The organism is Exiguobacterium sp. PvP048 (assembly GCF_040549175.1).
GTDB classification, from domain to species: Bacteria; Bacillota; Bacilli; order Exiguobacteriales; family Exiguobacteriaceae; genus Exiguobacterium_A; species Exiguobacterium_A artemiae.
In genome coordinates this window covers 1-24,434 of record NZ_JBEPSU010000013.1, presented here as the reverse complement: position 1 = coordinate 24,434, position 24,434 = coordinate 1, and the positions used below count along the sequence as shown (strand labels likewise).

Annotated in this window: 22 protein-coding genes, 15 tRNA genes and 1 rRNA gene; 10 read left to right on the top strand and 28 right to left on the bottom strand. The window is 46.5% G+C overall.

Annotated features, from left to right (window positions below; genetic code table 11):
- Nucleotides 1-9: 9 nt before the first annotated feature.
- The 3 genes from ABIC15_RS14795 to ABIC15_RS14785 all read left to right on the top strand — a co-directional run bounded on the left by ABIC15_RS14795 (nt 10) and on the right by ABIC15_RS14785 (nt 2,346).
- Nucleotides 10-921, top strand: coding sequence for a magnesium transporter CorA family protein (locus ABIC15_RS14795; RefSeq protein WP_012369589.1), 912 nt, complete (start codon nt 10-12; stop codon nt 919-921).
- Between the two features lie 66 nt (nt 922-987).
- A complete protein-coding gene (dinB, locus tag ABIC15_RS14790; protein ID WP_318929195.1) occupies nt 988-2,070 on the top strand; it encodes a DNA polymerase IV in 1,083 nt (360 codons plus the stop codon).
- A 57-nt stretch (nt 2,071-2,127) separates the two neighbouring features.
- The gene (locus tag ABIC15_RS14785; RefSeq protein ID WP_354021000.1) at nt 2,128-2,346 is read left to right on the top strand and encodes a YhzD family protein; all 219 of its coding nucleotides are present in this window, start codon (nt 2,128-2,130) and stop codon (nt 2,344-2,346) included.
- Nucleotides 2,347-2,393: 47 nt separating this feature from the next.
- Here the strand turns inward: ABIC15_RS14785 and ABIC15_RS14780 are convergent, their stop codons facing one another.
- Nucleotides 2,394-2,771: a YlbF/YmcA family competence regulator gene (locus ABIC15_RS14780; protein WP_012369586.1), complete on the bottom strand. Its 378-nt coding sequence runs from the start codon at nt 2,769-2,771 to the stop codon at nt 2,394-2,396.
- A gap of 20 nt (nt 2,772-2,791) precedes the next feature.
- Entirely contained in the window at nt 2,792-3,928 is a 1,137-nt protein-coding gene (locus ABIC15_RS14775) for a DUF445 domain-containing protein (RefSeq protein WP_354020999.1), read from the bottom strand.
- Nucleotides 3,929-3,998: 70 nt separating this feature from the next.
- Between ABIC15_RS14775 and ABIC15_RS14770 the strand changes: the two genes are divergently transcribed.
- The 5 genes from ABIC15_RS14770 to ABIC15_RS14750 all read left to right on the top strand — a co-directional run bounded on the left by ABIC15_RS14770 (nt 3,999) and on the right by ABIC15_RS14750 (nt 7,963).
- A complete protein-coding gene (locus tag ABIC15_RS14770; RefSeq protein ID WP_354020998.1) occupies nt 3,999-4,832 on the top strand; it encodes a PucR family transcriptional regulator in 834 nt (277 codons plus the stop codon).
- A 122-nt stretch (nt 4,833-4,954) separates the two neighbouring features.
- Nucleotides 4,955-6,061, top strand: coding sequence for an ABC transporter ATP-binding protein (locus ABIC15_RS14765; protein WP_012369583.1), 1,107 nt, complete (start codon nt 4,955-4,957; stop codon nt 6,059-6,061).
- A 163-nt stretch (nt 6,062-6,224) separates the two neighbouring features.
- Entirely contained in the window at nt 6,225-6,986 is a 762-nt protein-coding gene (locus tag ABIC15_RS14760) for a transporter substrate-binding domain-containing protein (RefSeq protein ID WP_012369582.1), read from the top strand.
- A complete protein-coding gene (locus tag ABIC15_RS14755; RefSeq protein WP_354020997.1) occupies nt 6,986-7,633 on the top strand; it encodes an amino acid ABC transporter permease in 648 nt (215 codons plus the stop codon). Before ABIC15_RS14760 ends, ABIC15_RS14755 begins: the two co-directional genes overlap by 1 nt.
- Nucleotides 7,634-7,774: 141 nt before the next feature.
- Nucleotides 7,775-7,963, top strand: a complete 189-nt coding sequence (locus tag ABIC15_RS14750; protein WP_012369580.1) for a hypothetical protein — start codon at nt 7,775-7,777, stop codon at nt 7,961-7,963.
- A gap of 77 nt (nt 7,964-8,040) precedes the next feature.
- Here the strand turns inward: ABIC15_RS14750 and ABIC15_RS14745 are convergent, their stop codons facing one another.
- Together ABIC15_RS14745 and ABIC15_RS14740 are read right to left on the bottom strand one after the other, a co-directional pair.
- Nucleotides 8,041-8,937: an aldo/keto reductase gene (locus ABIC15_RS14745; protein WP_354021005.1), complete on the bottom strand. Its 897-nt coding sequence runs from the start codon at nt 8,935-8,937 to the stop codon at nt 8,041-8,043.
- A gap of 157 nt (nt 8,938-9,094) precedes the next feature.
- Complete coding sequence (locus tag ABIC15_RS14740) at nt 9,095-10,831, bottom strand: phospho-sugar mutase (RefSeq protein WP_354020996.1); 1,737 nt, start codon at nt 10,829-10,831, stop codon at nt 9,095-9,097.
- A gap of 105 nt (nt 10,832-10,936) precedes the next feature.
- Here ABIC15_RS14740 and ABIC15_RS14735 point away from each other — a divergent pair, with 105 nt between their 5' ends.
- Nucleotides 10,937-11,752 (top strand): sulfurtransferase, encoded by an 816-nt coding sequence (locus ABIC15_RS14735; protein ID WP_354020995.1) that lies wholly within the window; start codon nt 10,937-10,939, stop codon nt 11,750-11,752.
- A gap of 34 nt (nt 11,753-11,786) precedes the next feature.
- On the opposite strand, the gene ABIC15_RS14730 is transcribed toward ABIC15_RS14735, so the two are convergent.
- From ABIC15_RS14730 to ABIC15_RS14715, 4 genes are read right to left on the bottom strand one after another with little or no spacing between them, the layout of a single operon-like run.
- Nucleotides 11,787-14,213: a glycogen/starch/alpha-glucan phosphorylase gene (locus ABIC15_RS14730; RefSeq protein WP_354020994.1), complete on the bottom strand. Its 2,427-nt coding sequence runs from the start codon at nt 14,211-14,213 to the stop codon at nt 11,787-11,789.
- Nucleotides 14,214-14,241: 28 nt separating this feature from the next.
- Nucleotides 14,242-15,693 (bottom strand): glycogen synthase GlgA, encoded by a 1,452-nt coding sequence (gene glgA / locus ABIC15_RS14725; protein ID WP_354020993.1) that lies wholly within the window; start codon nt 15,691-15,693, stop codon nt 14,242-14,244.
- Between the two features lie 13 nt (nt 15,694-15,706).
- Nucleotides 15,707-16,807, bottom strand: a complete 1,101-nt coding sequence (glgD, locus tag ABIC15_RS14720; protein ID WP_354020992.1) for a glucose-1-phosphate adenylyltransferase subunit GlgD — start codon at nt 16,805-16,807, stop codon at nt 15,707-15,709.
- Between the two features lie 13 nt (nt 16,808-16,820).
- Nucleotides 16,821-17,981 (bottom strand): glucose-1-phosphate adenylyltransferase, encoded by a 1,161-nt coding sequence (locus ABIC15_RS14715; RefSeq protein ID WP_354020991.1) that lies wholly within the window; start codon nt 17,979-17,981, stop codon nt 16,821-16,823.
- Between the two features lie 204 nt (nt 17,982-18,185).
- Here ABIC15_RS14715 and ABIC15_RS14710 point away from each other — a divergent pair, with 204 nt between their 5' ends.
- Nucleotides 18,186-19,961, top strand: a complete 1,776-nt coding sequence (locus ABIC15_RS14710; protein ID WP_354020990.1) for a transglycosylase domain-containing protein — start codon at nt 18,186-18,188, stop codon at nt 19,959-19,961.
- 1 nt (nt 19,962) lies between these two features.
- On the opposite strand, the gene ABIC15_RS14705 is transcribed toward ABIC15_RS14710, so the two are convergent.
- The 20 genes from ABIC15_RS14705 to rrf all read right to left on the bottom strand — a co-directional run.
- Nucleotides 19,963-20,529 carry a DUF5366 family protein gene (locus ABIC15_RS14705; RefSeq protein WP_012369571.1) on the bottom strand — a complete coding sequence of 189 codons (567 nt, stop codon included), beginning with the start codon at nt 20,527-20,529 and terminating at the stop codon, nt 19,963-19,965.
- Between the two features lie 243 nt (nt 20,530-20,772).
- Nucleotides 20,773-21,246: a tRNA (uridine(34)/cytosine(34)/5-carboxymethylaminomethyluridine(34)-2'-O)-methyltransferase TrmL gene (gene trmL / locus ABIC15_RS14700; RefSeq protein WP_012369569.1), complete on the bottom strand. Its 474-nt coding sequence runs from the start codon at nt 21,244-21,246 to the stop codon at nt 20,773-20,775.
- Nucleotide 21,247: 1 nt separating this feature from the next.
- Nucleotides 21,248-21,733 (bottom strand): methylated-DNA--[protein]-cysteine S-methyltransferase, encoded by a 486-nt coding sequence (locus ABIC15_RS14695; protein WP_214848096.1) that lies wholly within the window; start codon nt 21,731-21,733, stop codon nt 21,248-21,250.
- Entirely contained in the window at nt 21,723-22,868 is a 1,146-nt protein-coding gene (gene queG, locus ABIC15_RS14690) for a tRNA epoxyqueuosine(34) reductase QueG (protein WP_012369567.1), read from the bottom strand. The genes ABIC15_RS14695 and queG overlap by 11 nt, the downstream gene beginning before the upstream one ends.
- Before the next feature lie 95 nt (nt 22,869-22,963).
- Nucleotides 22,964-23,034 (bottom strand) — tRNA-Gly (locus ABIC15_RS14685).
- A 40-nt stretch (nt 23,035-23,074) separates the two neighbouring features.
- Nucleotides 23,075-23,145 (bottom strand) — tRNA-Gly (locus ABIC15_RS14680).
- Between the two features lie 4 nt (nt 23,146-23,149).
- Nucleotides 23,150-23,230: transfer RNA gene (locus ABIC15_RS14675), tRNA-Leu, on the bottom strand.
- Nucleotides 23,231-23,265: 35 nt separating this feature from the next.
- Nucleotides 23,266-23,339 (bottom strand) — tRNA-Cys (locus ABIC15_RS14670).
- Nucleotides 23,340-23,345: 6 nt separating this feature from the next.
- Nucleotides 23,346-23,420: transfer RNA gene (locus ABIC15_RS14665), tRNA-Gly, on the bottom strand.
- A gap of 8 nt (nt 23,421-23,428) precedes the next feature.
- Nucleotides 23,429-23,500, bottom strand: a tRNA-Gln gene (locus ABIC15_RS14660).
- A gap of 10 nt (nt 23,501-23,510) precedes the next feature.
- A tRNA-His gene (locus tag ABIC15_RS14655) sits at nt 23,511-23,583 on the bottom strand.
- A 10-nt stretch (nt 23,584-23,593) separates the two neighbouring features.
- A tRNA-Trp gene (locus ABIC15_RS14650) sits at nt 23,594-23,664 on the bottom strand.
- A gap of 4 nt (nt 23,665-23,668) precedes the next feature.
- A tRNA-Tyr gene (locus tag ABIC15_RS14645) sits at nt 23,669-23,752 on the bottom strand.
- 28 nt (nt 23,753-23,780) lie between these two features.
- A tRNA-Phe gene (locus ABIC15_RS14640) sits at nt 23,781-23,856 on the bottom strand.
- Between the two features lie 7 nt (nt 23,857-23,863).
- A tRNA-Asp gene (locus ABIC15_RS14635) sits at nt 23,864-23,939 on the bottom strand.
- A gap of 11 nt (nt 23,940-23,950) precedes the next feature.
- Nucleotides 23,951-24,024 (bottom strand) — tRNA-Met (locus ABIC15_RS14630).
- 11 nt (nt 24,025-24,035) lie between these two features.
- Nucleotides 24,036-24,110 (bottom strand) — tRNA-Glu (locus tag ABIC15_RS14625).
- 22 nt (nt 24,111-24,132) lie between these two features.
- Nucleotides 24,133-24,223 (bottom strand) — tRNA-Ser (locus tag ABIC15_RS14620).
- A gap of 26 nt (nt 24,224-24,249) precedes the next feature.
- A tRNA-Asn gene (locus ABIC15_RS14615) sits at nt 24,250-24,324 on the bottom strand.
- Between the two features lie 6 nt (nt 24,325-24,330).
- Nucleotides 24,331-24,434 (bottom strand): 5S ribosomal RNA (rrf, locus tag ABIC15_RS14610); the annotation flags it as partial.

Below are 24,434 nucleotides of genomic sequence, written 5' to 3'. Positions count from 1 at the left end.
GCTCAAAACATGGAATCCGACTCACTCTTTAGCTGGCATCGTTTTTTAACGCTTGCCGAATTTGAAGAATATTTTCATTCTCAAACACCGACCGACGCTTTTAAACTGGATTGGCTGAATCAACTGTCTACTAAAGATATGAACTTCACACGGGTCGAACTTGATTTACTGTACGGCTCCATCGTGACTTGGCAAAATCCGGCTGATAAAAGTGACCGCCGTTCCATCTGCTATTATCTTTCACCGACGGAACTGATTACAATCGGCTTATCGGAACATGTCGTTTCCTTAATCGAACCTTTTGAAACGACGACCCCTTTCGAAGCTTTTTATGCGCTGTTATCTCTGCAAATGAATACTTACTTCTCGGGAATCGATGCTTTTGAAACCGAACTGTTTTTAAGACAGGATGAGCTTCGGGGAAGTATCGATGAGAATTCTCTCGACAGTATCTTCGGTTTACGGGATACGATCGAAAATTGGTCGGATCTGATTGTCCCGTTCCGTGAACTTGTACTAGCGGGACCTGAAGCTTTTGTTCGCCAAAGTACCTATACGGACGCCTTACCTTACCGGTTGGCCGAAAAGCGGGTCGAACGTCTGTTGATGTTGATTGAACACTATCAAAAAGATATTGAAGTATTGCTTGATCTGTCGACAACCGTCTCGAACTTCCGGGGAAATGAAATCATGAAAGCCTTGACGATTTTCACAGCCGTCGCTACACCGATGATGGCGCTCGGTGCAATTTGGGGAATGAACTTTAAAAATATGCCTGAGCTCGACTGGAAATACGGATATGCCAGTTCCCTGTTTTTGATTTTCCTTACGACCGGTGGAATCTTTTATTGGATGAAACGCCGTGGCTGGTTAGGAGCACTTGTGCGCATGCCAAATAAAAAGTCGCAAGTAAAAAAATAGATGTAAGAACATAAGTTCGTTATACTTAGTGTAACGAATTCACGGATTGAAAGAAAGGAGGAGACGATGGTGGGAAGAAAAATCATTCATGTCGACATGGACGCTTTTTATGCTTCCGTCGAACAACGTGACCGCCCGCATCTAAAAGGTGTCCCCGTCATCGTCGGAGGCCCTCCTCATGCCCGGGGTGTCGTCGCCACCTGTTCGTATGAAGCACGCAAATACGGCATTCACAGTGCCATGCCATCACGACGGGCATTCCAACTGTGTCCGCGGGCCGTTTTCCTGCGCCCGCGTTTTGAAGTGTACCGGGCTGTCAGCGCCCAAATCATGGAGTTGTTTCTTGAGGTCACGCCTCTTGTCGAACCGTTATCTCTTGATGAAGCATATCTTGACGTCACGGAAAATAACCTGCAAATGACGAGCGCGACGCATATCGCCCAGTACATCCTGGCTGAAATTAAACGGCGGACAGGTTTAACTGCTTCCGCCGGCGTATCGAACTCAAAACTGGTCGCTAAAATCGCTTCCGGTCATCAAAAGCCAAACGGATTAACCGTGTTGCCGCCGGATGATGTTTTACCTTTTTTATCCGGATTAAAAATCGGGGATTTACACGGAGTCGGAAAAGTCACGGAGCAAACACTTCAGAAACATGGTTTCCAAACGGTCGCAGATATTCAACAATCGCCGATCGCTGAACTGCGGGGATTACTTGGTCGGGACCGGGGAACGGAGTTGTATACGATGGCACACGGTCAAGACGAGCGAATGGTCCGCCCGCACCGGGAACGAAAATCCATCGGCTCCGAAAGTACATTCGAAGAAGACACAGAAGATATCGATACCATTTTCGAAACGCTGAAACGGGAAGCGCTGTCCGTCGTCAAGACACTGAACCAAAAAGAACTGGTCTGTCGAACTGTTACGATTAAATGGAAGACGGAAGATTTCCAGTCCCGCTCTAAACGGTATACCTTTTTAGAAGAAACCGCTGACGAGGAAACGCTGCTCCGGGTCACGACCAAGCTGTTTAATGAAATTGAATTCTCAGGTCCGATCCGGTTAATCGGTATGAGCGTCAGTCATCTTGAGGCCCCTCCCCTCTCCAAACAATTGACGTGGCAGGATATCGATTCTTACTTGTAAAATGAATGACTATTCATTACACTTAAATTAGTCATTTTGGACAAGGAGGAATCAGCCATGGTTTATACGATTACTGCATTTTCAGATCGGGGAGAAACATTACTTGATGATACATTTGACGCCTCATCCGATTCGGAGGCACGCCAGGAAGGCATCCGTCGTTTGAAAGAAGCCGATCTGGAACACTGCGGGGCACGCGTGACCCGTTCCGGACAGTTGATTCATTTCGAACGGGCTTACCTTCCTCGTCTTGTTCCAACAGAAAAAACGTCATGAAAAAAGCCTCGGTCCAATGAAATGGCGCCGAGGCTTTTTAAATGATTTTACTGAACGTCGTCTTGATTTTGTTCCATCATCGGTGCGTACAGCTCTTCTAGCGGTTTCATGATGATTTGTGTCACTTCCGTCAACATCGTGTGCATGCGTTGTTCTTCCTGCATCAGTTGACCAATCAAAGGATTGTTTTGGACTTCCAGCATCTTCGCTTGTGCCGATGCCATATCCTCAGGTGTGATTTCCTCACCTTGCATTTGTTTTTGTTGTAATTCGAGTTGTACGTTGCGGAATGAAGCGAATAATTCGTTTGACATTGGATCCGCATTAACTTGCGCGTATAAATCCTTCAGTGTCGTGTACTCTGACGTTTCGCGAAGTGCACGCTCGAGTGTGTAGGCATGATCGTATAAGTTAGTTTCAGACATGTGTAAACCCTCCAATTTAGTTAAACGATAAGAAGTATCGCTTGTATCATCCCAATTAAACCACCTAATAACCCTCCAAGCCAAGTGATAGCCCGGAATTCCCGTCTTGAAATCGATAAAACGATTTCTTCCAGATAGGCGGTATCAAGTAAATCGACTTCTTCCCGGACAATCGTTTCGAGATCGAGTGTCGCCATGATTTGCTCGACCTGCTCGATCAGACGATTCACCATTTGTTTAGAAAGCATCGGGACCATTTCTTGACTGATCCGGACTTCAAGCGGTTCCAGAAATTCATGTAACGGCGTATCCAGTAATGCCGCCAGCGGAATACGCGTTACGATTTCCGATTTCATCCGTTCGATGATTTGCCGTTCCGTCTCCGGCTCAAGCAGCGACCCCACCGTCCGTTCCAGTAAGGTATGGACTTCTTGTTCGACCATTTCACTGATGAACTGATGTGTCGACTTTCCTTGTATTACCCGTTTGAGTTCCGGTTGAATCATTTCGACGATATTGACATTGGCAAGCAGCATTCCGAACATGCCTCCGCCTAATTTACTTTGAATGAACTGGGCGACCGTTTCTTCGAGTTTCATTTTACCGGCAGGACTGTCAAAATACTGTTCGGTTTGATGAAGTAATACTTCGACCATTCCGGGAATCGCCGTCTTAATTTTTGTTGTTCCGCCCTCACCGAGGACTTCTGTTAACCGTGCCGTTTTGATCGCAACTGCCATCGATTCCAGTTCCTGATCGATTCGTTGTTCGATTTGTTGTTGTAATTTCCCTTCCGGATTCGCAACAAACCGTTCGGCAATTTCACGAATCGTTTTCGTCGACCGTGTCCATTTCTGTACCTCCTGCTGAATCATCCGCGTAATGGCTTCATAAACAATCGGTTGCTGAAGCCGTTTGCTGATTCCTTCCGGAGTCAATAAATGTTTAACGACCGTTCGTCCAAGATTTGCCGCTAATTCGTCACGCCGTTTGGGAATTAATCCCGGTGTAAACGGAATTCGGTACTTGCCGATATACTTCGCTTCGAGCGGACGAAACAGCATCCGGATTGCGAGATGATTGGTGACTGCCCCAATCAAGGCTCCAATGACAATCATCCCGATCATCTTTATGACTAAATCAACTTCCACTTGCATAGATCCTCGTTCCTTCCGATTTTGGTATTGTGGTAAAGTCTTAGTAGGACTTTTTAGGGAGGCGCCTTGTATGTTACATCAATTAACCGTCTTATTTAAGGATCATCTCTCCACCGATCCTACCGTGTACTGTACCGATAAGTATACCGTATATCAGTTAGCCGATGGACTTCGTTTCGGGATTGAAAATACGATTCTCACCCCCCGCGAACTGGACTTGCTCGACCTGCTTGCCGAACGGGTCGTCACCTCGGAGTCGGATCAGATCGTCACGTGGCGCCGCCGGCTGGAACAACCGTCCAGCGAGGAAGCCCATCCGTTTCGGATGATTCATTTTTTATTTGAACAACTCGATGTACGGACCGGTGAAGATTTACAACAACTGCTGACATCTTTTTTTCATCCGTCGAGTTGGATTATTCCGTTGACGTCCAATCGTCTTGTCGTCATTGAACGGGAAGACTCTGTCTCAGAAAATGATTTACACGATTTTTTCACAGCTCTCCAGTCTGATTTTCTGATGGACGGCAAAGCACTGATTGGACAACAGCGCCAATCCGGAGATTTGGCAGCACAGTTTCGATTGGAACAAGCTGCCTTGCGTGAACTTCCATTGTTACACATCGAACGGTTTCTGCCTGCCTTGATGCGTTTGACGTTACTGTCAAACGAAGTTCGTGACGATTTGATTGAACGGTTCATCACACCGCTCGAACGCGAATCACGCGAGACGATTGATGCTTTTTGCCGCGCCAACTTAAATGTTTCCTTGACGGCTAAACATCTCTTTTTACATCGAAACAGTCTGCAGTACCGACTCGATCGACTGACGGAACAGACGGAAATCGATATCCGGTCATTTGAAGGAGCCATGTTCCTTTATACGCTGCTTCTCGTAGCATAGTGACCAAATGATAACGGTTACATTCAGTCATGTTGTCCATATGATTTTCATCCTGTATCTCCTATACTGAATCTTGTAAGCGTTATATTAACCGATTACTTAATTTACAGGAGGATGTACACATGGCAGATATTCGTCTTGAGCATATTGATAAAGTTTATTCAGGAACAGCAAAAGCAGTGGATGATTTTAACCTTCATATTAAAGATAAAGAATTCATCGTCTTCGTCGGCCCATCAGGTTGCGGTAAATCGACGACATTACGAATGATCGCCGGTCTTGAAGAAATTTCGGGCGGAGATTTTGTCATCGACGGAAAACGCATGAACGACGTAGCGCCTAAAGATCGTGATATCGCGATGGTCTTCCAAAACTACGCCCTCTATCCACATATGAACGTCTTTGATAACATGGCATTTGGTCTGAAACTTCGGAAGTTCCCGAAAGATGAAATCAAACAACGTGTCGACAATGCAGCACGTATTCTCGGACTTGAAGAATATTTGGAGCGTAAACCGAAAGCCCTCTCTGGTGGACAACGCCAGCGTGTCGCGATCGGCCGTGCCATCGTTCGTGATGCAAAAGTCTTCTTGATGGATGAGCCGCTCTCAAACTTGGATGCAAAACTCCGTGTTCAAATGCGTAAGGAAATCATTCAGTTGCACAAACGTCTTGAAACGACGACGATCTATGTGACCCACGACCAAACAGAAGCGATGACACTTGCAACACGAATCGTCATCATGAAAGCCGGTCTGATTCAGCAAGTCGGAACTCCAAAAGAAGTATACGATCACCCGGATAACATGTTCGTTGCCGGTTTCATCGGTTCTCCGTCGATGAACTTCCTGACAGGTAAACTCGCGGAAGACGGTCTCTTCCACGTCACGGGCACAGAAGAGAAATTCGAAGTTCCTGAAGGTAAGATGAAAGTTCTCCGCGAACGCGGTTACACAAGTAAAGATCTTGTTCTCGGAATCCGTCCGGAAGATATTCATGCTGAATTGATCTATCAAGATACAAAAACAGCACACCGTTTCCCGGCCCATATCGAAGTATCCGAGCTTATGGGAGCCGAATCTTACCTCTACTCGAAAGTCGGTAATCAAGCGTTCACAGCACGTGTCGATTCGCGTTCACACGTCGAGATGGGTTCAGATTTAGACCTCTTCTTCGACATGACAAAAGCACATTTCTTCGATGCGGCAACAGAAGCAACAATCCGTTAATTTTTAAACGTTCAGTAACTGCAGTCAGGCTGTCCATTTATGGGCAGTCTTTTTTATTGACAGACGTTCCTGTAACTTTGTATGATACTGCTTGTAGTCTTAAATTAATCCTATTCGAAAACTAGGAATTGAAATCATTTATTCATTTAAAGGAGAGAGCGCTATGAAACACGGACTAAAGCTAGCAGTAGCAGCACTATCAACAGCGGGGGTGTTAGCGGCGTGCGGCGCTTCTAACGAAGAAGCAAACAAAGATGAAAAAGTCGTAACGGTCGGAACAGAAGCAACTTACCCACCATTTACGTATAAAGAAAAAGGTAAACTAACAGGTTATGATATCGATGTCATGAACGAAGTCGCAAAACGTGCCGGCTATAAGGTCGAGTACAAAGCAATGGACTTCAAAGGTTTGATTCCGGCACTCGATTCAAAACGAATTGACGTCATCGCAAACCAGATGGGTATCACAGATGAGCGGAAAGAAAAATATGCGTTCTCTGATGCCTACACAGTTTCCGGTTCAACAATCATCGTCAATAACAAAACAAATGACATTAAGACGCTTGAAGACTTAAAAGGAAAAACTGTCGGTTCGACACAAGGTTCGCTCTACGCGAAAACAGCAGAAGAAGCCGGTGCGAAAGTCAAGTACTACAAAGGCGCAAACCAAGTCTTGAAAGATCTTGAAGCAGGACGTGTCGACGCTGCCATGAACGATCGTCTGTTTGTCCTGACAGAACTTAAAAAAGCAGGATACAAAGTAAAAGCTGTCGGTGAGACGTTTGATAAAAACGAATCAGGTCTGATGATGGCAAAAAACAGCAAGTATGCTGAAGACTTCAACAAAGCACTCGCAGAGATGCAAAAAGACGGTACACTCGCAGATCTCGGAAAAAAATACTTTAACGAGGACATCAGCAAGTGATGGATTTGTTTACAATCGTCCGCGATAATGCGGACGTTTACGGAAAGGCGATTGGCACTACACTTCTTGCAAGTGGATTTGCCATCGTCTTTGCGCTTTTTCTCGGTCTGATTCTTGCCGTCATGCGGGATAGCCGTTTTGCCGTCTTAAGCGGTTTCGCACGATTGTATGTTTCTTTTTTCCGGGGAACTCCACTGTTGCTGCAAATCTTGATTCTATATAATGGTTTGGTCGTCCTGCAATTGACGGGCTTCCAGGCGTTGGCATTCGGTCTGTCGCTTCACTTCTCCGCCTATATCTCGGAATCCTTCCGGGCAGCGATTTCGTCTGTCGATCGCGGACAATGGGAAGCTGCGGATTCACTCGGAATTCCACGCCGGAAGACGTTTAAGGATGTTATCCTCCCACAAGCTCTTTCACGTGCCATTCCTCCCCTGTCGAACTCGGTTATTGATATTATCAAATCGACTTCTCTCGGGACGATCGTGGCGGTTGAAGAACTGACGTATGTATCCGATCAAATCTCAGCGACGACGTATCTCGTCATGCCATTATTGCTGTTCTCAGCTGCGATTTATTGGATCATGTCGACATTAATTCAAGCGGTGCAACATCGTCTTGAAGCCCGATTCAGTATTCCGGAATAGAATAAGTACACTTGGAATCGTTGCACATTCCAAGTGTTTTTTTTAATCTTTTTCAGGTTTAATACTAGCCAACACGGGAATAATCAAGTATACTAATAAAAATCAGAATTATCTGATAACTTTAAAAGGAGCGTGGCCGAGATGAAACAAGTAATTGAAGCTTTCCGTAGACAAGATGCAGAGCAGCGGATTCCAGTGCTACGCCTCGAAATCGATTATGAGCTCAGTACGCTCTTCGATGCCATCCAGGTCCATGATCAAGCAGCTGTTACAGCCAGCAAAGAACGTTTAGATAAATATCGTCAGGAAATGCTTCGCCTCGAAGCATAACCCTATAGATACTCCCATCTCAACTCCCCCTTGAGATGGGACTTTTTTTGTAAAAAAAATAGCCCGAAGGCTATTTTTCAATCGACATCCCGTCCACGGGAAGCTTTTAAGATTTCAAACCACTGTTCACGTGACAGTTCGAGTCGGGTCGCTCGAACAGCTGATTCAATGCGGTCAATTTTTCCAGAACCGACGATTGGCATGATCCGTGCCGGATGTTTGAGCAACCAAGCGTAGGCTACTTCATCGATTGCTTCTACACCGATGTCATGTCCGATTTCCTCGAGCTTGTCGCGAAGCGGCGCAAACTGCTCATCTTTGAATAATCGCCCTCCAGCTAGTGGACTCCACGCCATGAGCGGCATTTCATTTTCGTGGCATAGATCAACAGAACCGTCTTCGAAGTGCTTCAGTTCGGCAACAGACAGTTCAAGCTGATTTGTGACGAGCATGAACGGCAGTCGTGATTGAATCAGACTTTGCTGTGCCGGTGTATGGTTTGACAAACCAAACGTCCGGACTTTTCCTGACTCTTTCAGCTCAACAAAGGCTTCTGCAATTTCGTTAGGATCCATCAATGGATCCGGACGATGGATTAATAACGTATCAATGTAGTCGACACCCAGTTCCTTTAATGAACGTGTCGCGTGTTCAATGATATGTTCTTTTGTTGTATCATAAAATGATAGTTTTTGATCCGAGAAGTAGTTTCCCTTCATCTTGATTCCTGTTTTTGTGACGATTTCCATCCGTTCGCGGAGTTCAGGTTTGAGAGCCAGTGCTTCACCGAACAACCCTTCGTTCGTATAATCGCCGTAGATATCGGCGTGGTCGAATGTTGTGATGCCGAGAGCCAAACATTGTTCAATCAGTTCAAGACGCTGCTCTGCAGTCATTTCCCATTCGTTTAATCGCCATAAACCATGTATGACCCTTGAAAATGAAAGATCTTCTGTTAACTGTATCCGTTCCATCATTACTCATCTCCCTATCTCTATATGATGCTTCATCGTTCACTTTACATGAAATTGGTAACGGTTGCACGAGTTACGTCTTTCTTCCTGACGGGTACTAAAAAAAACGGCAGAGCATCAATCATGCTCTGCCGTTTTCCACTTTCAGTTTTAATGCTTATTGAATTTGTTCGACTTCTTGCATTACTTCATCTTCAATCATCTGACGTTTACGTGTTGTTTCTGTAGCGTCAGGTGATGTCACGCTGAAATAGAATTTGATTTTCGGTTCAGTCCCTGATGGGCGGAGGCAGAACCACGAACCGTCTTCCAACGTGAATTTCAAGACATTAGATTTCGGCAGATTGATCGGTGACGGCTGATGCTTCACCAAATCATGCGAAATGCTTGCATCGTAGTCTTCAAATAAGACGACTTTTTCACCCGCTACTTGTTTTGGCGGATGCTCGCGGAACGTATCCATGATCCGGCCGATTTGCGCGACACCGTCTTTCCCTTTGAGCGTCAACGAACGCAGTGATTCTTCAAAGTAACCGAACTGCTCATAGATGTCTTGTAATGCCTCGTACAGCGTCCGTCCTTCTTTCTTGTGATACGCTGTCATCTCGGCAGCAAGCAGGCAGGCTTGGACGGCATCCTTGTCACGGCAGAAGTCGCCGATCAAGTAACCGTAACTTTCTTCATAACCAAACAGATATTCATATTCACCGGATTCATTATATTGCTTGATTTTTTCACCGATAAATTTAAATCCTGTTAATGTATTTTCAACGTGTAAGTCATAATGTCTTGCAATCAAGGCTCCGAGTTCCGATGTAACAATCGTTTTTGCTACAAAACCGTTTTTCGGCAATGTGCCTTGTGCCGCTTTTTGTGACAAGATGTAGTCGAGCAATAACGCGCCGGTCTGGTTCCCTGTAAGCACGACCCACTCTCCGTCCGCATCACGTGTCGCAACACCGACACGGTCGGCATCCGGGTCTGTCGCAAGCAACACATCCGCATCAACACGATCTCCGTACTCGATAGCCAACTTAAATGCCGCATGCTCTTCCGGATTCGGAGAAGATACTGTCGGGAAGGCGCCATCCGGCTTCGCTTGTTCTTCGACGACCGTTACATGCTCAAAACCATAATTCTTTAATCCTACCGTGACCGGTACAAGGCCTGTCCCGTGAAGCGGAGTAAAGACAATCTTTAAAGGTGCTGTCAACTCGTCCTGAATCGTCGGTAACACACGAATTGTTTTTAATTGTTCCTGGTACGCGTCATCCATCTGTTCTCCGACACGAACAATCAATCCGTTCGCGCGCAAGATTTCTTCCGCTTCAAGCTCGATTAAAAGTTCGTCCTCGACTTGATCGACATAAGAGACGAGGTCGTCCGCTTCTTTCGGCGGTAATTGGCCGCCGTCATTCCCATAGACTTTATAGCCGTTATATTCCGGCGGGTTATGACTGGCTGTAATGACGATTCCGCCTGCTGCCCGAAGTTCACGCACGGCAAATGACAGTTCCGGTGTCGGACGAAGTCCATCGAACAAATAAGCTTTGATTCCATTACTGGCAAGCGTCTTCGCTACTTCTAATGCAAACTCCGGAGAGTAGTGACGGGAGTCATGGGCGATGACAATCCCTTGCGCGACCGCTTCCGCACCTTCCGCCTTGATAAAGTCGGCAAACCCTTGTGAGGCTTTACGTACCGTGTAGACATTCATCCGGTTCGTTCCGACACCGATCTCCCCACGCATACCGCCTGTCCCGAATTCCAACTCTTTGTAAAAGGCTTCCTCGGCTGCTTTATCGTCGTTCGCGAGTGCCGTCAACTCTTCTTTTAGTTCCGTTTCCAGGCCTGCAAACTGATTCCATTTTTGATAGGTCTCTTTCCATGACATATAGTGTCCACTCCTTTAAGTTTGACTGCATGAGATATTTGTTACGACTTGCGATAAAACGGTACCTTTCATATGATTACTTTAGAAAGGGTCAAGGTGATGTTCATGTTTCCAACCATTCAAATGACTGACTTGCAGCAACTTGTCCATACGGATCAGATTCGCTGGTTTGATTGTCGCTATGATTTGCAACATCCCGATTATGGTCGTGAAGCGTTTAAGGAAAGCCATGTCGCGGGCGCACAGTATTTAGATTTATCAACTGATTTATCAGGACCACGTTCCAAGACGGGCGGACGTCATCCACTCCCGTCCAAGGAGCAGTGGGTCGGCACGTTGCAGTCGCTCGGAGTCGAGCGTGATGACTTCATCGTCCTCTATGATGACGGCTTCCCCTACGCCGCCCGTGCCTGGTGGCTCTTTAAATGGGCCGGCCACGAACGTGTCGTTGTCCTTGAAGGTGGACTGTCGTCTTATCTCGCGTTTGACTTCCCTATGAGTACGGAATCAACTGTTTTTGAAAAATCGACCTATCAAGCCGACTTTCAAGATGACATGCTGATTCAGTATGAAGAAGTTAAAAACCGTCCGGCAGAAACGTATCTCGTCGATTCCCGCTCACCTGATCGGTTCCAAGGTCAAAATGAAACGATTGATCCGATCGCCGGCCATATTCCGGGTGCCGTGAACTGTTTCTTCGAAGAAGCGATTTCACCAGACCGTCGCTTGAAAGATGCGGAAGATTTGAAGGAATTGTACGCTGATCTGCTCGAAGCGGAATCTCCAATTCTTTATTGCGGCAGCGGCGTGACCGCTTGCGTCAATGTCCTTGCCTTGCACGCTTTAGGTAAAACCGATGTCCGGCTCTATGCGGGATCTTACAGCGACTGGATCAGCCAAACCGATGAGGTCGCACGATAACGTACACGAAAGTCCGATTCTCATCGGACTTTTTTTAGATTTGAACCGGTTTGATGTTCCAAATCGCATTCGCATACTCTTTAATGGTCCGGTCACTCGAGAAGACACCGGATTTTCCGATATTCATGATGACCATCTTGTACCATTTCTCAGGATCCTGGTAAGCCCGTCCGATTCTTTCCTGTGCTTGTTGGTACGATAAAAAGTCTTTTAAAATCAGATATTCATCGTTGTACGTCAACAGAGAATCATAGATGGCCTGGAACTCTCCTGTCGGGAACAGCGAGCCGTCAACCAGTCCGTCAATAACGCGGCGCAGTTCAGGCTGTGCACTGTATTGATCGTACGCACTGTATCCGCCGTATTTTTTATAGTTCATGACTTCTTGCGGCGTCAGACCAAAAATGAAGATGTTTGGATCTTCGACTTCATCCCGAATCTCAATGTTGGCACCGTCCAGCGTTCCGACCGTCAATGCCCCGTTCATCATGAATTTCATGTTGCCGGTTCCTGATGCTTCGTAACTTGCTGTCGAAATCTGTTCACTGACATCACTGGCAGGGAAGATTTTTTCTGCAAGCGACACACGGTAGTTCTCAAGGAATACAACCTTCATGTAAGGACTGATATCCGGATCCGAATTGATCAGATTCGCGAGAGCATTGATATAACGGATGACCTCTTTTGCATAATGATAGCCAGGAGCTGCTTTCGCACCGAAAATAAACGTCCGCGGTGTCATCTGGAACGATTGATCTTCTTTTAGACGGTAGTACAAAGAATGAATATGAAGCGCGTTAAGTAATTGTCGTTTATACGCATGAAGCCGTTTGACTTGGACATCGAAAATCGAATGCGTATCAACAACGATTCCCGTCTCGCTCTCAATCAACTCTGCCAATTCCTTTTTACTCGCCAACTTAATCGCCTGGATGTCCTGCTGAAGCGTACGATCCTCTGCGAATTTCGTCAGCTTTTGTAAATCGGACGGATGATTGATCCAGCTGTCTCCGATTGCTTCCGTCACACGGTCGGCAAGTAAAGGATTCGATAACAGGAACCAGCGGCGGTGTGTAATCCCGTTCGTTTTATTATTAAAGCGAAGCGGGAACATCTCGTAAAACAATCGCATTTCGCGTTGCTTGAGAATTTCCGTATGGATTTGAGCTACACCGTTCGTTGAATGGGTACCGACGACAGCCAAATTCGCCATGTTGATCATTCCGTCTGCGATGATGGCGATTTCGCGCATGTTCGCTTCCAGGTGCGGATAATTATCAAGGACATCCTTACAGAATCGACGGTTGATTTCTTCGACGATCAGATAAATACGCGGCAATAGGTTGCGGAACAGATCAACCGGCCAGCGTTCCAATGCTTCCGAAAGCAACGTATGGTTCGTAAAGGACATGACACTTTTCGTAATCCGCCATGATTCTTCCCACGAATATTCTTCTTCATCAATCAATATCCGCATCAATTCAGGAATCGCAACGACCGGATGTGTATCGTTGATATGGATCGCAATTTGATTTCCCAGATGCTTCAGCGACGTATTTCGTTTTTTATGTGACAAAAGGATACTCCGCAGTCCTGCCGAGACGAAGAAATACTGTTGTTTTAGACGTAAGACTTTCCCTTCGTATGTCGTATCATCCGGATATAAAAATTCGGAAATCGTCTGGATTGCCTGTTTGTGGCTCAGCAGGTCTTTATAGTTGCCTCGGTGTTGACTTAACAGTTCATCGTCGTCATACGGCGACTCAGCACTCCACAGACGTAAGTTATTGACGATTCCATTCTGATATCCGACGATCGGCATGTCATAAGGGACAGCACGAACGATTTCTGCCGGTTCATGATGGACACGGTACTTGCCGCTTTCGACTTCCTCGAGCCAAACGTTTCCGCCAAACGGAATGTCGACTGCTTTATCCGAACGGCGGATTTCCCACATGTTTCCGTTCTTCAACCAGTTATCCGGAAGCTCGACTTGGTAGCCGTCGATGATTTTTTGTTTGAACAGACCATACTGGTAACGGATACCGTTTCCGTGCCCCGGCAAGCCGAGTGCAGCGAGTGAATCGAGGAAACAGGCTGCTAAACGGCCCAGCCCCCCGTTCCCAAGACCCGGTTCCGGCTCTTCTTCCGTCAAATCAGCCAAATCATAGCCGAGTTCTAAAAGACCGCTTCGCACCTCTTCCAACACATCAAGACTCAACAGGTTATTGTAGAGGAATCGACCGAGTAAAAATTCAAGTGAAAAATAATAGACTTGTTTACTTTTTTTATGGATATAGGTTTCTTTCGTCCGCATCCAGTCCGTCGTGACATATTCCCGCACCATGTAGGCTAACGTCTGGTATACATCATTTTCTGTTGCATCATCTAGCGCCTTACCATGCATGGAAATAAATCGCTCATTAAACCTCTTCTTGAACTTCTCTTTGTCTTTAAACATCACAAAACCCCATTTCCCGTAATCCCCTTCAGTCAGCAGACGGTGCGATTAAACGATAGAGCGCCAAATATTCATCAGCCGATCGAATCCAGCTGAAGTCTTCTTGCATCGCTGTCTCAATCAGGTGCTTGAATACAGGTTTATCATGATACGTCTCAATCGCTCGTTTAATGGCATCAAGGAACTCCTGCGCATTATAATTCGAGAACGAGAAGCCGTTTCCCTCTAAAGTGAACTGATTAAATGGTTGAACCGTATCACGTAAACCGCCCGTTTCCCGAACGATCGGCAACGAACCGTACTTCATCGAAATCAATTGACTGAGACCACACGGTTCGAAACGTGACGGCATCAAGAAGGCGTCACTTCCGGCATAAATCCGTTGAGCGAGTCCGACATCAAAACCGATGTAGGAAGCTACTTTATCCGGACGAATCGTTGAAGCATGCTGGAACAACCCTTCATACTCCGCTTCTCCCGAACCCAAAATGATGAACTGGGCATCCAGTTCGAACAGATTAGGCAGGATATGGGCGAGTAAATCAATTCCCTTTTGGTCGACAAGACGTGAGACAAAGCCAAATAATGGCACATCCGGATTGACCGGTAAGCCAAGTTCCTGTTGTAAGGCTGCCTTATTGGCTGCTTTGCCTTCTTCAACCGTCTTCACATCATAGTTTTCTACCAGATGTTCATCCGTATCCGGACTGAACTGCCGGTAATCAATGCCGTTCAAAATCCCGCGGACGTCGACGGCACGGTGTTGCAAGACGGGTTCCAGTGTTTCACCGTAGTATGGATCCATGATTTCATCGCGGTAAGACGGACTGACAGTCGTAATTTGGTTGGCATGGACAAGTCCAGCCTTCATATAGTTGACGAGTCCGTTATGAGCGATACCGTCTGCCGTGAAGTGTTCATGGCTGAGCCCGAGCAGGTCGCCGAGTACTTCTTCCGGGAAGACCCCTTGATATTGCAGGTTATGGATTGTAAAGACCGTTTTAATTTCCTGATAACGTGTCAGGTGTTGATAATGAATCCGCAGGAACGCCGGCAGGACACCTGTCTGCCAATCATGGCAGTGAATGACATCCGGGACTTCGTCTGCATCGACACGCTGAATCATTTCAAGGACGGCTCTTGAGAAATAGGCAAAACGCTCCGCGTCGTCATAATGGCCGTAAATGACCCCATCACGCTTGAAGTAATATTCATTGTCAATGAAATAAAACGTGACGCCATCTTGTTTTAAACGCAAGACTGCTCCAAACTGCTGACGCCATCCGACCGGAACGATAAAATCAAATAAAAATTCCATTTCCAGTTTGTATTGTTCTTTAATTTGACCGTAGTTCGGTAAAATGACCGAAACTTCCGCACCCTCTTCAGCAAGCGCTAAAGGGAGCGAGCCGACGACGTCAGCTAGCCCCCCTGTCTTGATGAATGGTGTCGCTTCTGTGGCAGCAAACCATACCTTCATGATGACATCCCCTTTAAACGATTGTTTGTTTTTTAATGACAATCGGTTCTTCCGCAGTTCCGCGGATGACTTGTCCGCGCTTCACTGTTACCTCTTTGTCAAGGATCGCGTATTCAACGACTGCGCCTTCTTCGATGACTGATTTTTGCATAATGATCGAGTTTTTGATCCGCGCATGTTTCCCGACTTTGACGCCACGGAAAAGAATACTGTCCGTTGCTGTTCCTTCTAGCTTACATCCGTTTGCGACAAGCGAATTCTTGATGGTCGATCCCGGTAAATAACGTGTCGGCGGTTCGTGTTTGATTTTCGTATAGACGTGTTGGAAGTCATTGATGGCTCCCCACTGCTCAAGCAACAGCATGCTTTCACGGTAATACGAGCGAAGGGAATGAATCACTTGTGATGTCCCTGTGTATTCATAACCATGGACATGAAGTCGGTTTAATTGAGAACGAATGATGCTTTGAAGCAAATCATATTCCCCGCGACCGATTGCTTCGTCAACGAGACGGACGAACAAGTTTTTTGACAGGACAACTGTTTCCATGTAGAACGTCTCATCCGATGGTTCATACCCGCGTGAACCGATTGCCGTCACACGGTTCTGTTCACTAAAACGAATCGGACGGCAATAGTTACACGGCAAATCACGTTTCGTATAAACAACCGTAATATCAGCGTTTGAGGCTTTATGTTCACGCAAGACATCGCGGTAATCGACCGCAGATAAAATGTTTGATCCCGAAATCACGACGTAGTTCTCTTTACTGCGCAAGAAGAAGTCGCGGTGCAAATGGAAGTTTGATAAATCACCACGGAATTCATGGGCATCTTGTGATAAAGCCGGCGGGAAAATATAAAGTCCGCCGTTTGACCGGTCCAAGTCCCACTCTTTGCCGGATCCTAAGTGATCCATCATGGCGCGGTATTTTTCAAGTGTAAAGACACCGATATTCGCAATCTCATTTTGAACCATGTTCGTTAATGTGAAATCGATGAGCCGATATCGACCCGCGAATGGTACGGCAGCTAAGTTGCGGTGTTCCGTCAATTCTTTAAAGAACCCTTCTTCACCGCTCAGATTGATGACTCCTAGTAAATCTGCTTTCATCGGTACTTCCCCCTTATTGGATCGCTTCTTTGACGACTTCATTTTTTGGAATGATACTGTTTGCTTCGATGACGAAGACTTCACCATTCGGTGTTCCGATTGTTGCTCCGTCTTCTACAACGACACCGTCTGCAAGGATTGCCCGGTGAATCGTGACATCTTTACCAATCTTAACGTTCGGGAAGATGACCGAATCTTTTACAAGCGAACCTTCTGCAACATCAACGCCGTAAAAGAGAACCGAATGATTGATTTCGCCTTCAATATGGCATCCTTCGTTGATAATCGAAGTCTCAATGGAAGCATTGTTCCCGATGTATTGCGGTTGTTGGTTCGGGTTGACGGAATGTACTTTCCAAGACGGTTCGTAGAGATCAAACTCCGGATCCGCTTCAAGTAAGTCCATGTTGGCTTCCCAAAGTGATTGGATTGTTCCGACGTCTTTCCAGTATCCTTTAAATTTATAGGCGCGAATATTTAAGTTTTCGTATAACATGTTCGGAATAATGTTTTTCCCGAAGTCAAAGCTTGACTCGGCATCCCCGGCATCTTGAATCAGGTGACGTTTTAAGACATCCCAGTTAAAGACGTAAATCCCCATTGAAGCCAGGTTCGATTTTGGATTTTCCGGTTTTTCTTCAAACTCATTGATTCGAAGATCTTCGTCCGTATTCAAAATTCCGAAGCGCGGTGCTTCTTCCCAAGGAACTTCACGAACAGAAATCGTAACGTCTGCTCCCCCTTGACGATGTTCCTCAATCATTTTTTCGTAATCCATCTTGTAAATGTGATCCCCTGACAAGACAAGCACATAATCTGGATCGTATTGGTTGATGTAACTCATGTTACGGTAGATGGCATTCGCCGTTCCTTCATACCAATTTTTCCCGTTTTGGGCTTGGTAAGGAGGCAGGATCGTTAAGCCACCGTTCCGGCGGTCAAGATCCCAGGCACTTCCGATTCCGAGATAGCGGTTCAGTTCAAGTGGTTCGTATTGCGTTAAGACTCCTACTGTGTCGATTCCTGAGTTCGTACAGTTAGATAACGGGAAATCGATGATTCGATATTTCCCTCCAAACGCGACCGCTGGTTTTGCTGTGTGTTTCGTAAGTGCTCCTAGACGTTTTCCTTCTCCGCCAGCAAGCAACATCGCGACGACATTCTTTTTAGCCATTTCGTCCCCTCCAGTTTGTGCTCTTTTTTACATCAATCATGTGCTCTAATTTATACAGATACTCTTATATACCCACCTTTTCTCTTTTTAATATAACATTCCTGAAAAATAGGTTTATTAAAATACAAATTTCTTAAATTTTTCTATTGTTTTCTCCAAAAAAGACCGATAATAGGAATGAAATGCCGTTTGAAAGGAGTTTTCATGAGAATCACGACAGGATATGCCCTAGTGTTGGCTTTAGCTTTTAGTTTAGTACTAACACTTTTTTCAGTGCGTAATCAGTTGGATCTTGCACAGGATTTGTTCAGTTGGGCTGATCAAAAAACGACTGAACGCCCTCTTGCTTCCTATCAACCGATTACTGTCACGTATCAAAAAGAGCGCCTCGAACTCTATGACGGACTTCGCCGGAACGATTTAAAGGCAAGTGCTCTGCCGCCAAAGGTAGCACAGGCTTTCATCGCGATTGAAGACCAGCGATTTTATCAGCATGACGGTTATGATATCACCGGTATTTTGCGAGCGTTTACAGAAAATCAGTCCGGTGATAACAAAGGTCAAGGCGGAAGTACGATCACCCAACAATTGGCACGGATGACTTATCTTTCCACCGAGAAAACCTATACTAGAAAAATAAAAGAAATCTTAATTGCAATGGAACTTGAGCAAAAATATTCTAAAAAAGAGCTTTTAACCGCATACGTCAATCAAGCCTATTTCGCGAATAATATTTACGGTATCGAGCTCGCAGCCACATCATATCTCGGAAAACATGCGGAAGATTTAAGTTGGGCGGAAGTCAGTTATTTGGCTGCGATTCCAAATAATCCGTCTCTTTACAATCCGTTGCGGTTTCCGAAAAACACGGGCAAACGTCAACAGCGTATCTTAAAAGCGTTGCAACAGACACAGGACATTCCAAATAAAGTCCGAAAACAGTCCATCAACGTTTCGTTCAATAAGCCGATCATCCGTTATCCTGATTACATCGATGCCAGTGTATCGGAAGCAATCCGCCAGACAGCTGACTTAAAAAATTTGAACATGTCACAGGCTGAGCAGTATTTACATCAACACGGTGCCGTCATCCAGACATATCTTGATCCTGCAGAGCAGACGCGGGCCAAACAAGCGATTCAACGACTCCCTCATCCGATTGAAGGTGCTTACGTCGGAATCGACGGGGATACACGCGGTGTGACGGCACTGGTCGGTAATAAATCCAATGTACCGGGTCAGCTCAATCGGGCGGTTCAATCTTATCGTCAGCCCGGCTCCACCTTAAAGCCGTTGCTTGTTTATGGTCCTTACCTCGAAAAGACCAAAAAAACGTTAACGAGTCGACTGGATGGAAGTCCTGTTTGTTTTGACGGATACTGTCCGCAAAACAGCAGCAACCGGATTCTTGGCAGCGTGACGATTGCCGATGCGATTGCATACTCCTACAATACACCGGCCTTACGTGCTTTTTCTGTTTCGTTCAACGAGGGATTAAAGACCATCCGACCGTTTCGATTCAGTCAGTGGACCGAAGAAGATAATTCATACAACAGTGCGCTCGGCGGGCTAAAATACGGTGTCAGTCCACTTGAACTCACCAATGCCTACACCACCCTTGTCAATGATGGACTGTACAGTCCCTCCTCGATGATCCGCACCATCACGACGGATCAGGGAACCCTTTACCGTCATGTGATGTCAACGGACCGGATTTGGTCGAGTCGAACAAACCAGTTACTGCGTAAAGGGCTCCATAACGTCATGACATACGGTACAGGGCGGTTGGGTTACGATCCCGCCCCGGCTTATATCGGAGGCAAGACAGGTACGACGAACGACAATAAGGACATGTGGTTTGTCGGTATGAAAAATCAACATGTCGGCGGAATCTGGATTGGGGCGGACATCCCCCGTGCCTTCCCGAGTGAAGCCAACAGTACGTTACAAGTCAGGACATGGGCTTCGATCGTCCAGTGACTTATTTCGGGAAAAGAACAGCCTGTCCAAGCGAATTAAACAGGCTTAGTCCGACCCATGCCAGTCCGGCAAGTAACATGCCCCATGCCAGGAAAAGAAAGACGACTAATCCGATGGCCCCTGCAGAGGAAGTCATTTTACTGATTTGAAACACGTAAAAGAAAAAATAGATTAAAAAAGAACCGGCCAGTACGAGACAGACTAACGGAAAAGATGTCATGAACGCAAAACTAATGCATCCTCCAACCAACAGGAGAATACTGCCGGGACGTAACATACTCAACGTCGTTCCGACCTGTTCTTTAATGAAAAACGCAAACCCAAGCTGATTAATCGTGTCTGAAATCAGTTTCAAGGAACTGAAAATCATAAAATAAATGATTAAAAAGCCGAGCCATACGAGTAACTTCGTGTTACGTGCACTGAGTATTTGCAGTAACTCGTCGTAGACCCCGACGTTGTTCAGCCATGTCAGTGCAAGCTCTGACGTAGCAATCGCAAGAGACGTACTAAACAGCAGGATGCTGATCAGCGGGGCATAACTCAATAAGTAGACGTTCGTCCGCATTTCGAATCTCCATTCATAGAAATTTCATATGTAGCACACAATTACACTAGCAAGTATACTATAATAGATTATATCGGTTATTGAGACTAAAGGGGGAAGCAAAAATGGCATTTATTTTAATGGTAGGCGTTAGTCTCGCTTTCTTGACAGCGATTTTCACTGCAGGCTACAATAAAAAACCTGAAGGTAACGAATAAAACAAATCCCCCTGCCCGGTCATTCGGGTCAGGGGGATTTGTTGTTTTACAATAGATTGGCATATCCTTGTTGTCGGAGCGCTTCATACACGATGATTGCGGCCGTGTTCGAGACATTAAGCGAACGTACAAGATTCGATTGCGGAAGACGGATGCATCGTTCCAGATTCTCATCGATGACGTTTAACGGCAATCCTTTTGTTTCCCGTCCGAAAACGAAAAAGTAGTCTTCTTCAACGTTCGACAAATCGACTTGGCTTGGATATTTCTCTCCATACTTCGTAATATAGTAGAACGTCCCATCCGGATGTTTATCCCATAATTCTTCCAACGAATCATGATACCTGACATCAACAAACTCCCAATAATCAAGACCTGCCCGTTTCAACTGTTTATCATCCGTTGAAAATCCAAGCGGTCGGATTAAATGCAAGACGGAATGCGTTGCTGCGCATGTCCGTGAAATGTTACCTGTATTTTGCGGAATTTCTGGTTGATACATAACGACGTGAATAGCCATATTAATTCTTCTCTCCTAACTCATGCGCAAGCAGCGCTTCTTTATGGGCAATACCGCTGGCAAACCCCGTCATTTTACCGGATGCCCCAATAATCCGGTGACACGGATAAATCAAAGCAATCGGATTCCGGTTCAAGGCCCCACCGACGGCACGGGCCGCCTTGTCGGAACCAATCATTCGTGCAAGTTGTCCGTAACTGGCTGTCTGTCCGAACGGAATCGATCGTAAAGCCTCCAAAACACGGTGCTGAAAAGCAGTCACTTCCAGGCGACAAGAGATGGTATTCAATGCTTCCGGCTGTCCCTGTTCATAGGCATCCAGTGCGTCGGCCAGAAAATCAGGCAACGATGCCTCATAGTAAGCAGCCGGATCAAGATACTTCTTCAGACGAGCCATATCATGTCCAAAATCAAGATAGACGACTTCCTCTTCTTCCCAACCGATGACCAACTCACCAAACGTATATGACATCTTTTTATATGGCATGTCCGTTCCCCCATTCCTCAAGCAAACGGTTCCCTTCCACTTGAACATCTTCAGCAGAATCCGTCAACAGTCGTTTTTGAATGTAGTCTTCCGCTTCTTGACCGGCAATCCGACCGACAGCCCAAATCGCAAGCGCCCGCATATCTTCGCGCTGATCGGTTTCGGCCATCAACCGTAAAGCATCAAGTGCCGTCCGGTCCTGGTAATGAACGAGCGCACAGACGGCATTCCGTTGAATCGGTTTTTTTCCGCGCCATGCGCCCGACAATGAACCGAACCGTGATTTAAATTCGCGATTACTGAGTGAAAGCAACGGAATCAATAACGGTTTGACCTGTTCCGGATCGGGTTGCAGTTCGCTGTGCTGTGTCGCATTTTTCTTGCGGTTATAGGGACAGACTTGCTGACACGTGTCGCATCCGTATAGACGATTCCCTAAAGCATATCGGAAATGCTCGGGAATGAGTGTCTTCGTTTGTGTAATAAAGGAGATACACCGTTTTGCATCGATGACACCCGGTTCAATCAGTGCATCCGTCGGACAGGCATCAAGACATTTATTACACGAACCGCACAGTTCTTCCACAGATTCATCCGGCGGCAGATATTGATCTGTAATCAGTTCCCCGAGATACAGATAAGAACCATGCTCCTCACTGATGATGGAACAGTTTTTCCCGCTGAAGCCGATACCGGCCCGTTCTGCGACTGCCCGGTCCACCAGTTCCCCCGTATCGACCATCGAACGGGACCGGGCTCCGGGTGACAGCTCTTGAATTTTTTCTTCGAGCAGCGTCAAACGCTGTTTTAAAGCTTGATGATAGTCAAGCCCCCAGGAAGAGCGTCCGAAGATCCCGCGCCGTTCTCCTTCTTTTCCGCGTGGTGCGTCTTTTAGTTTACTGGGATAAGCAACAGCAATCGCAATGATGGAGACAGCATCTTCAAGCAATAATGCAGGTGTCGTCCGACGTTCGAGATCCGGTTCTTCAAACCCGGAAGCATATCCTTTTTCTTGCTGTTCCATGAGCCGTTGCTTCATGACTAAAAATGGATCGGCTGTCGTCACTCGAAACTCATCAATTCCGATTTCTTTTGCATACGCTTGTAACTCTCTTTTTAACATGTCTCCACGCATCTGATCTCTCCTTTCCCTTATTGCTTTGAATAATATAATGGCTAAACAAAAAGAGCAAAGTGTCAATTAAAACGACACTTTGCTCTTTTCAGGTAAGCGGGTGAAGAGAATCGAACTCTCATCATCAGCTTGGAAGGCTGAGGTTTTACCACTAAACTACACCCGCATAATCAGATAATTCTTGAATGAGATTGTAAAAAGGTAAAAGCGGGTGAAGGGAATCGAACCCTCATCATCAGCTTGGAAGGCTGAGGTTTTACCACTAAACTACACCCGCAAGATACCGGTGGTCGGAATCGAACCGACACTCCAAAGGAACACGATTTTGAGTCGTGCGCGTCTACCAGTTCCGCCACACCGGCACAATCTCTTGCAAAACTATTTAATTAAAAATGATTGGAGGCGCCAGTCAGAATCGAACTGACGATAGAGGAGTTGCAGTCCTCTGCCTTACCACTTGGCTATGGCGCCATTTATTGGAGCGGAAGACGGGATTCGAACCCGCGACCCCGACCTTGGCAAGGTCGTATTCTACCACTGAACTACTTCCGCACAAAAAGCTGGGCTGGAAGGGATCGAACCTTCGCATGCTGGAATCAAAATCCAGTGCCTTACCACTTGGCCACAGCCCAATAATAAAAGGGCGACTGATGGGAATTGAACCCACGAATGCCGGAATCACAATCCGGTGCGTTAACCACTTCGCCACAATCGCCATAATAAAACAGGGGCAGCAGGAATCGAACCCGCGCTGACGGTTTTGGAGACCGTAGTTCTACCGCTAAACTATGCCCCTAAAGTGGTGGGGGGGGGCGGATTCGAACCGCCGAACCCGAGGGAGCGGATTTACAGTCCGCCGCGTTTAGCCACTTCGCTACCCCCCCACAAATGGGAAAACATTTAAAAATCATATGGTGGCTTTGGACGGAATCGAACCGCCGACACGAGGATTTTCAGTCCTCTGCTCTACCGACTGAGCTACAAAGCCTTAACAATGGCGGTCCTGACGGGATTCGAACCCGCGATCTCCTGCGTGACAGGCAGGCATGTTAACCGCTACACCACAGGACCGTATGTAATAATTGCGGGGGCCGGATTTGAACCGACGACCTTTGGGTTATGAGCCCAACGAGCTACCAGACTGCTCCACCCCGCGATGATAAAAAATGGTGACCCGTACGGGAATCGAACCCGTGTTACCGCCGTGAAAGGGCGGTGTCTTAACCGCTTGACCAACGGGCCATCTTAATAATTAAAAATGATATGGCGGAGAGCAAGGGATTCGAACCCTTGAGACGCTTATGACGCCTACACGATTTCCAATCGTGCTCCTTCGGCCACTCGGACAGCTCTCCATTGCATGTGGTGAAGAAGTAATTAATGGCTCCGCAAGTAGGATTTGAACCTACGACCTACCGGTTAACAGCCGGTTGCTCTACCACTGAGCTATTGCGGAACGATCGCCTGGCAGCGTCCTATCCTCACAGGGGGAAGCCCCCAACTACTTTCGGCGTTCAAGTGCTTAACTTCCGTGTTCGGCATGGGAACGGGTGTGACCACTTGGCT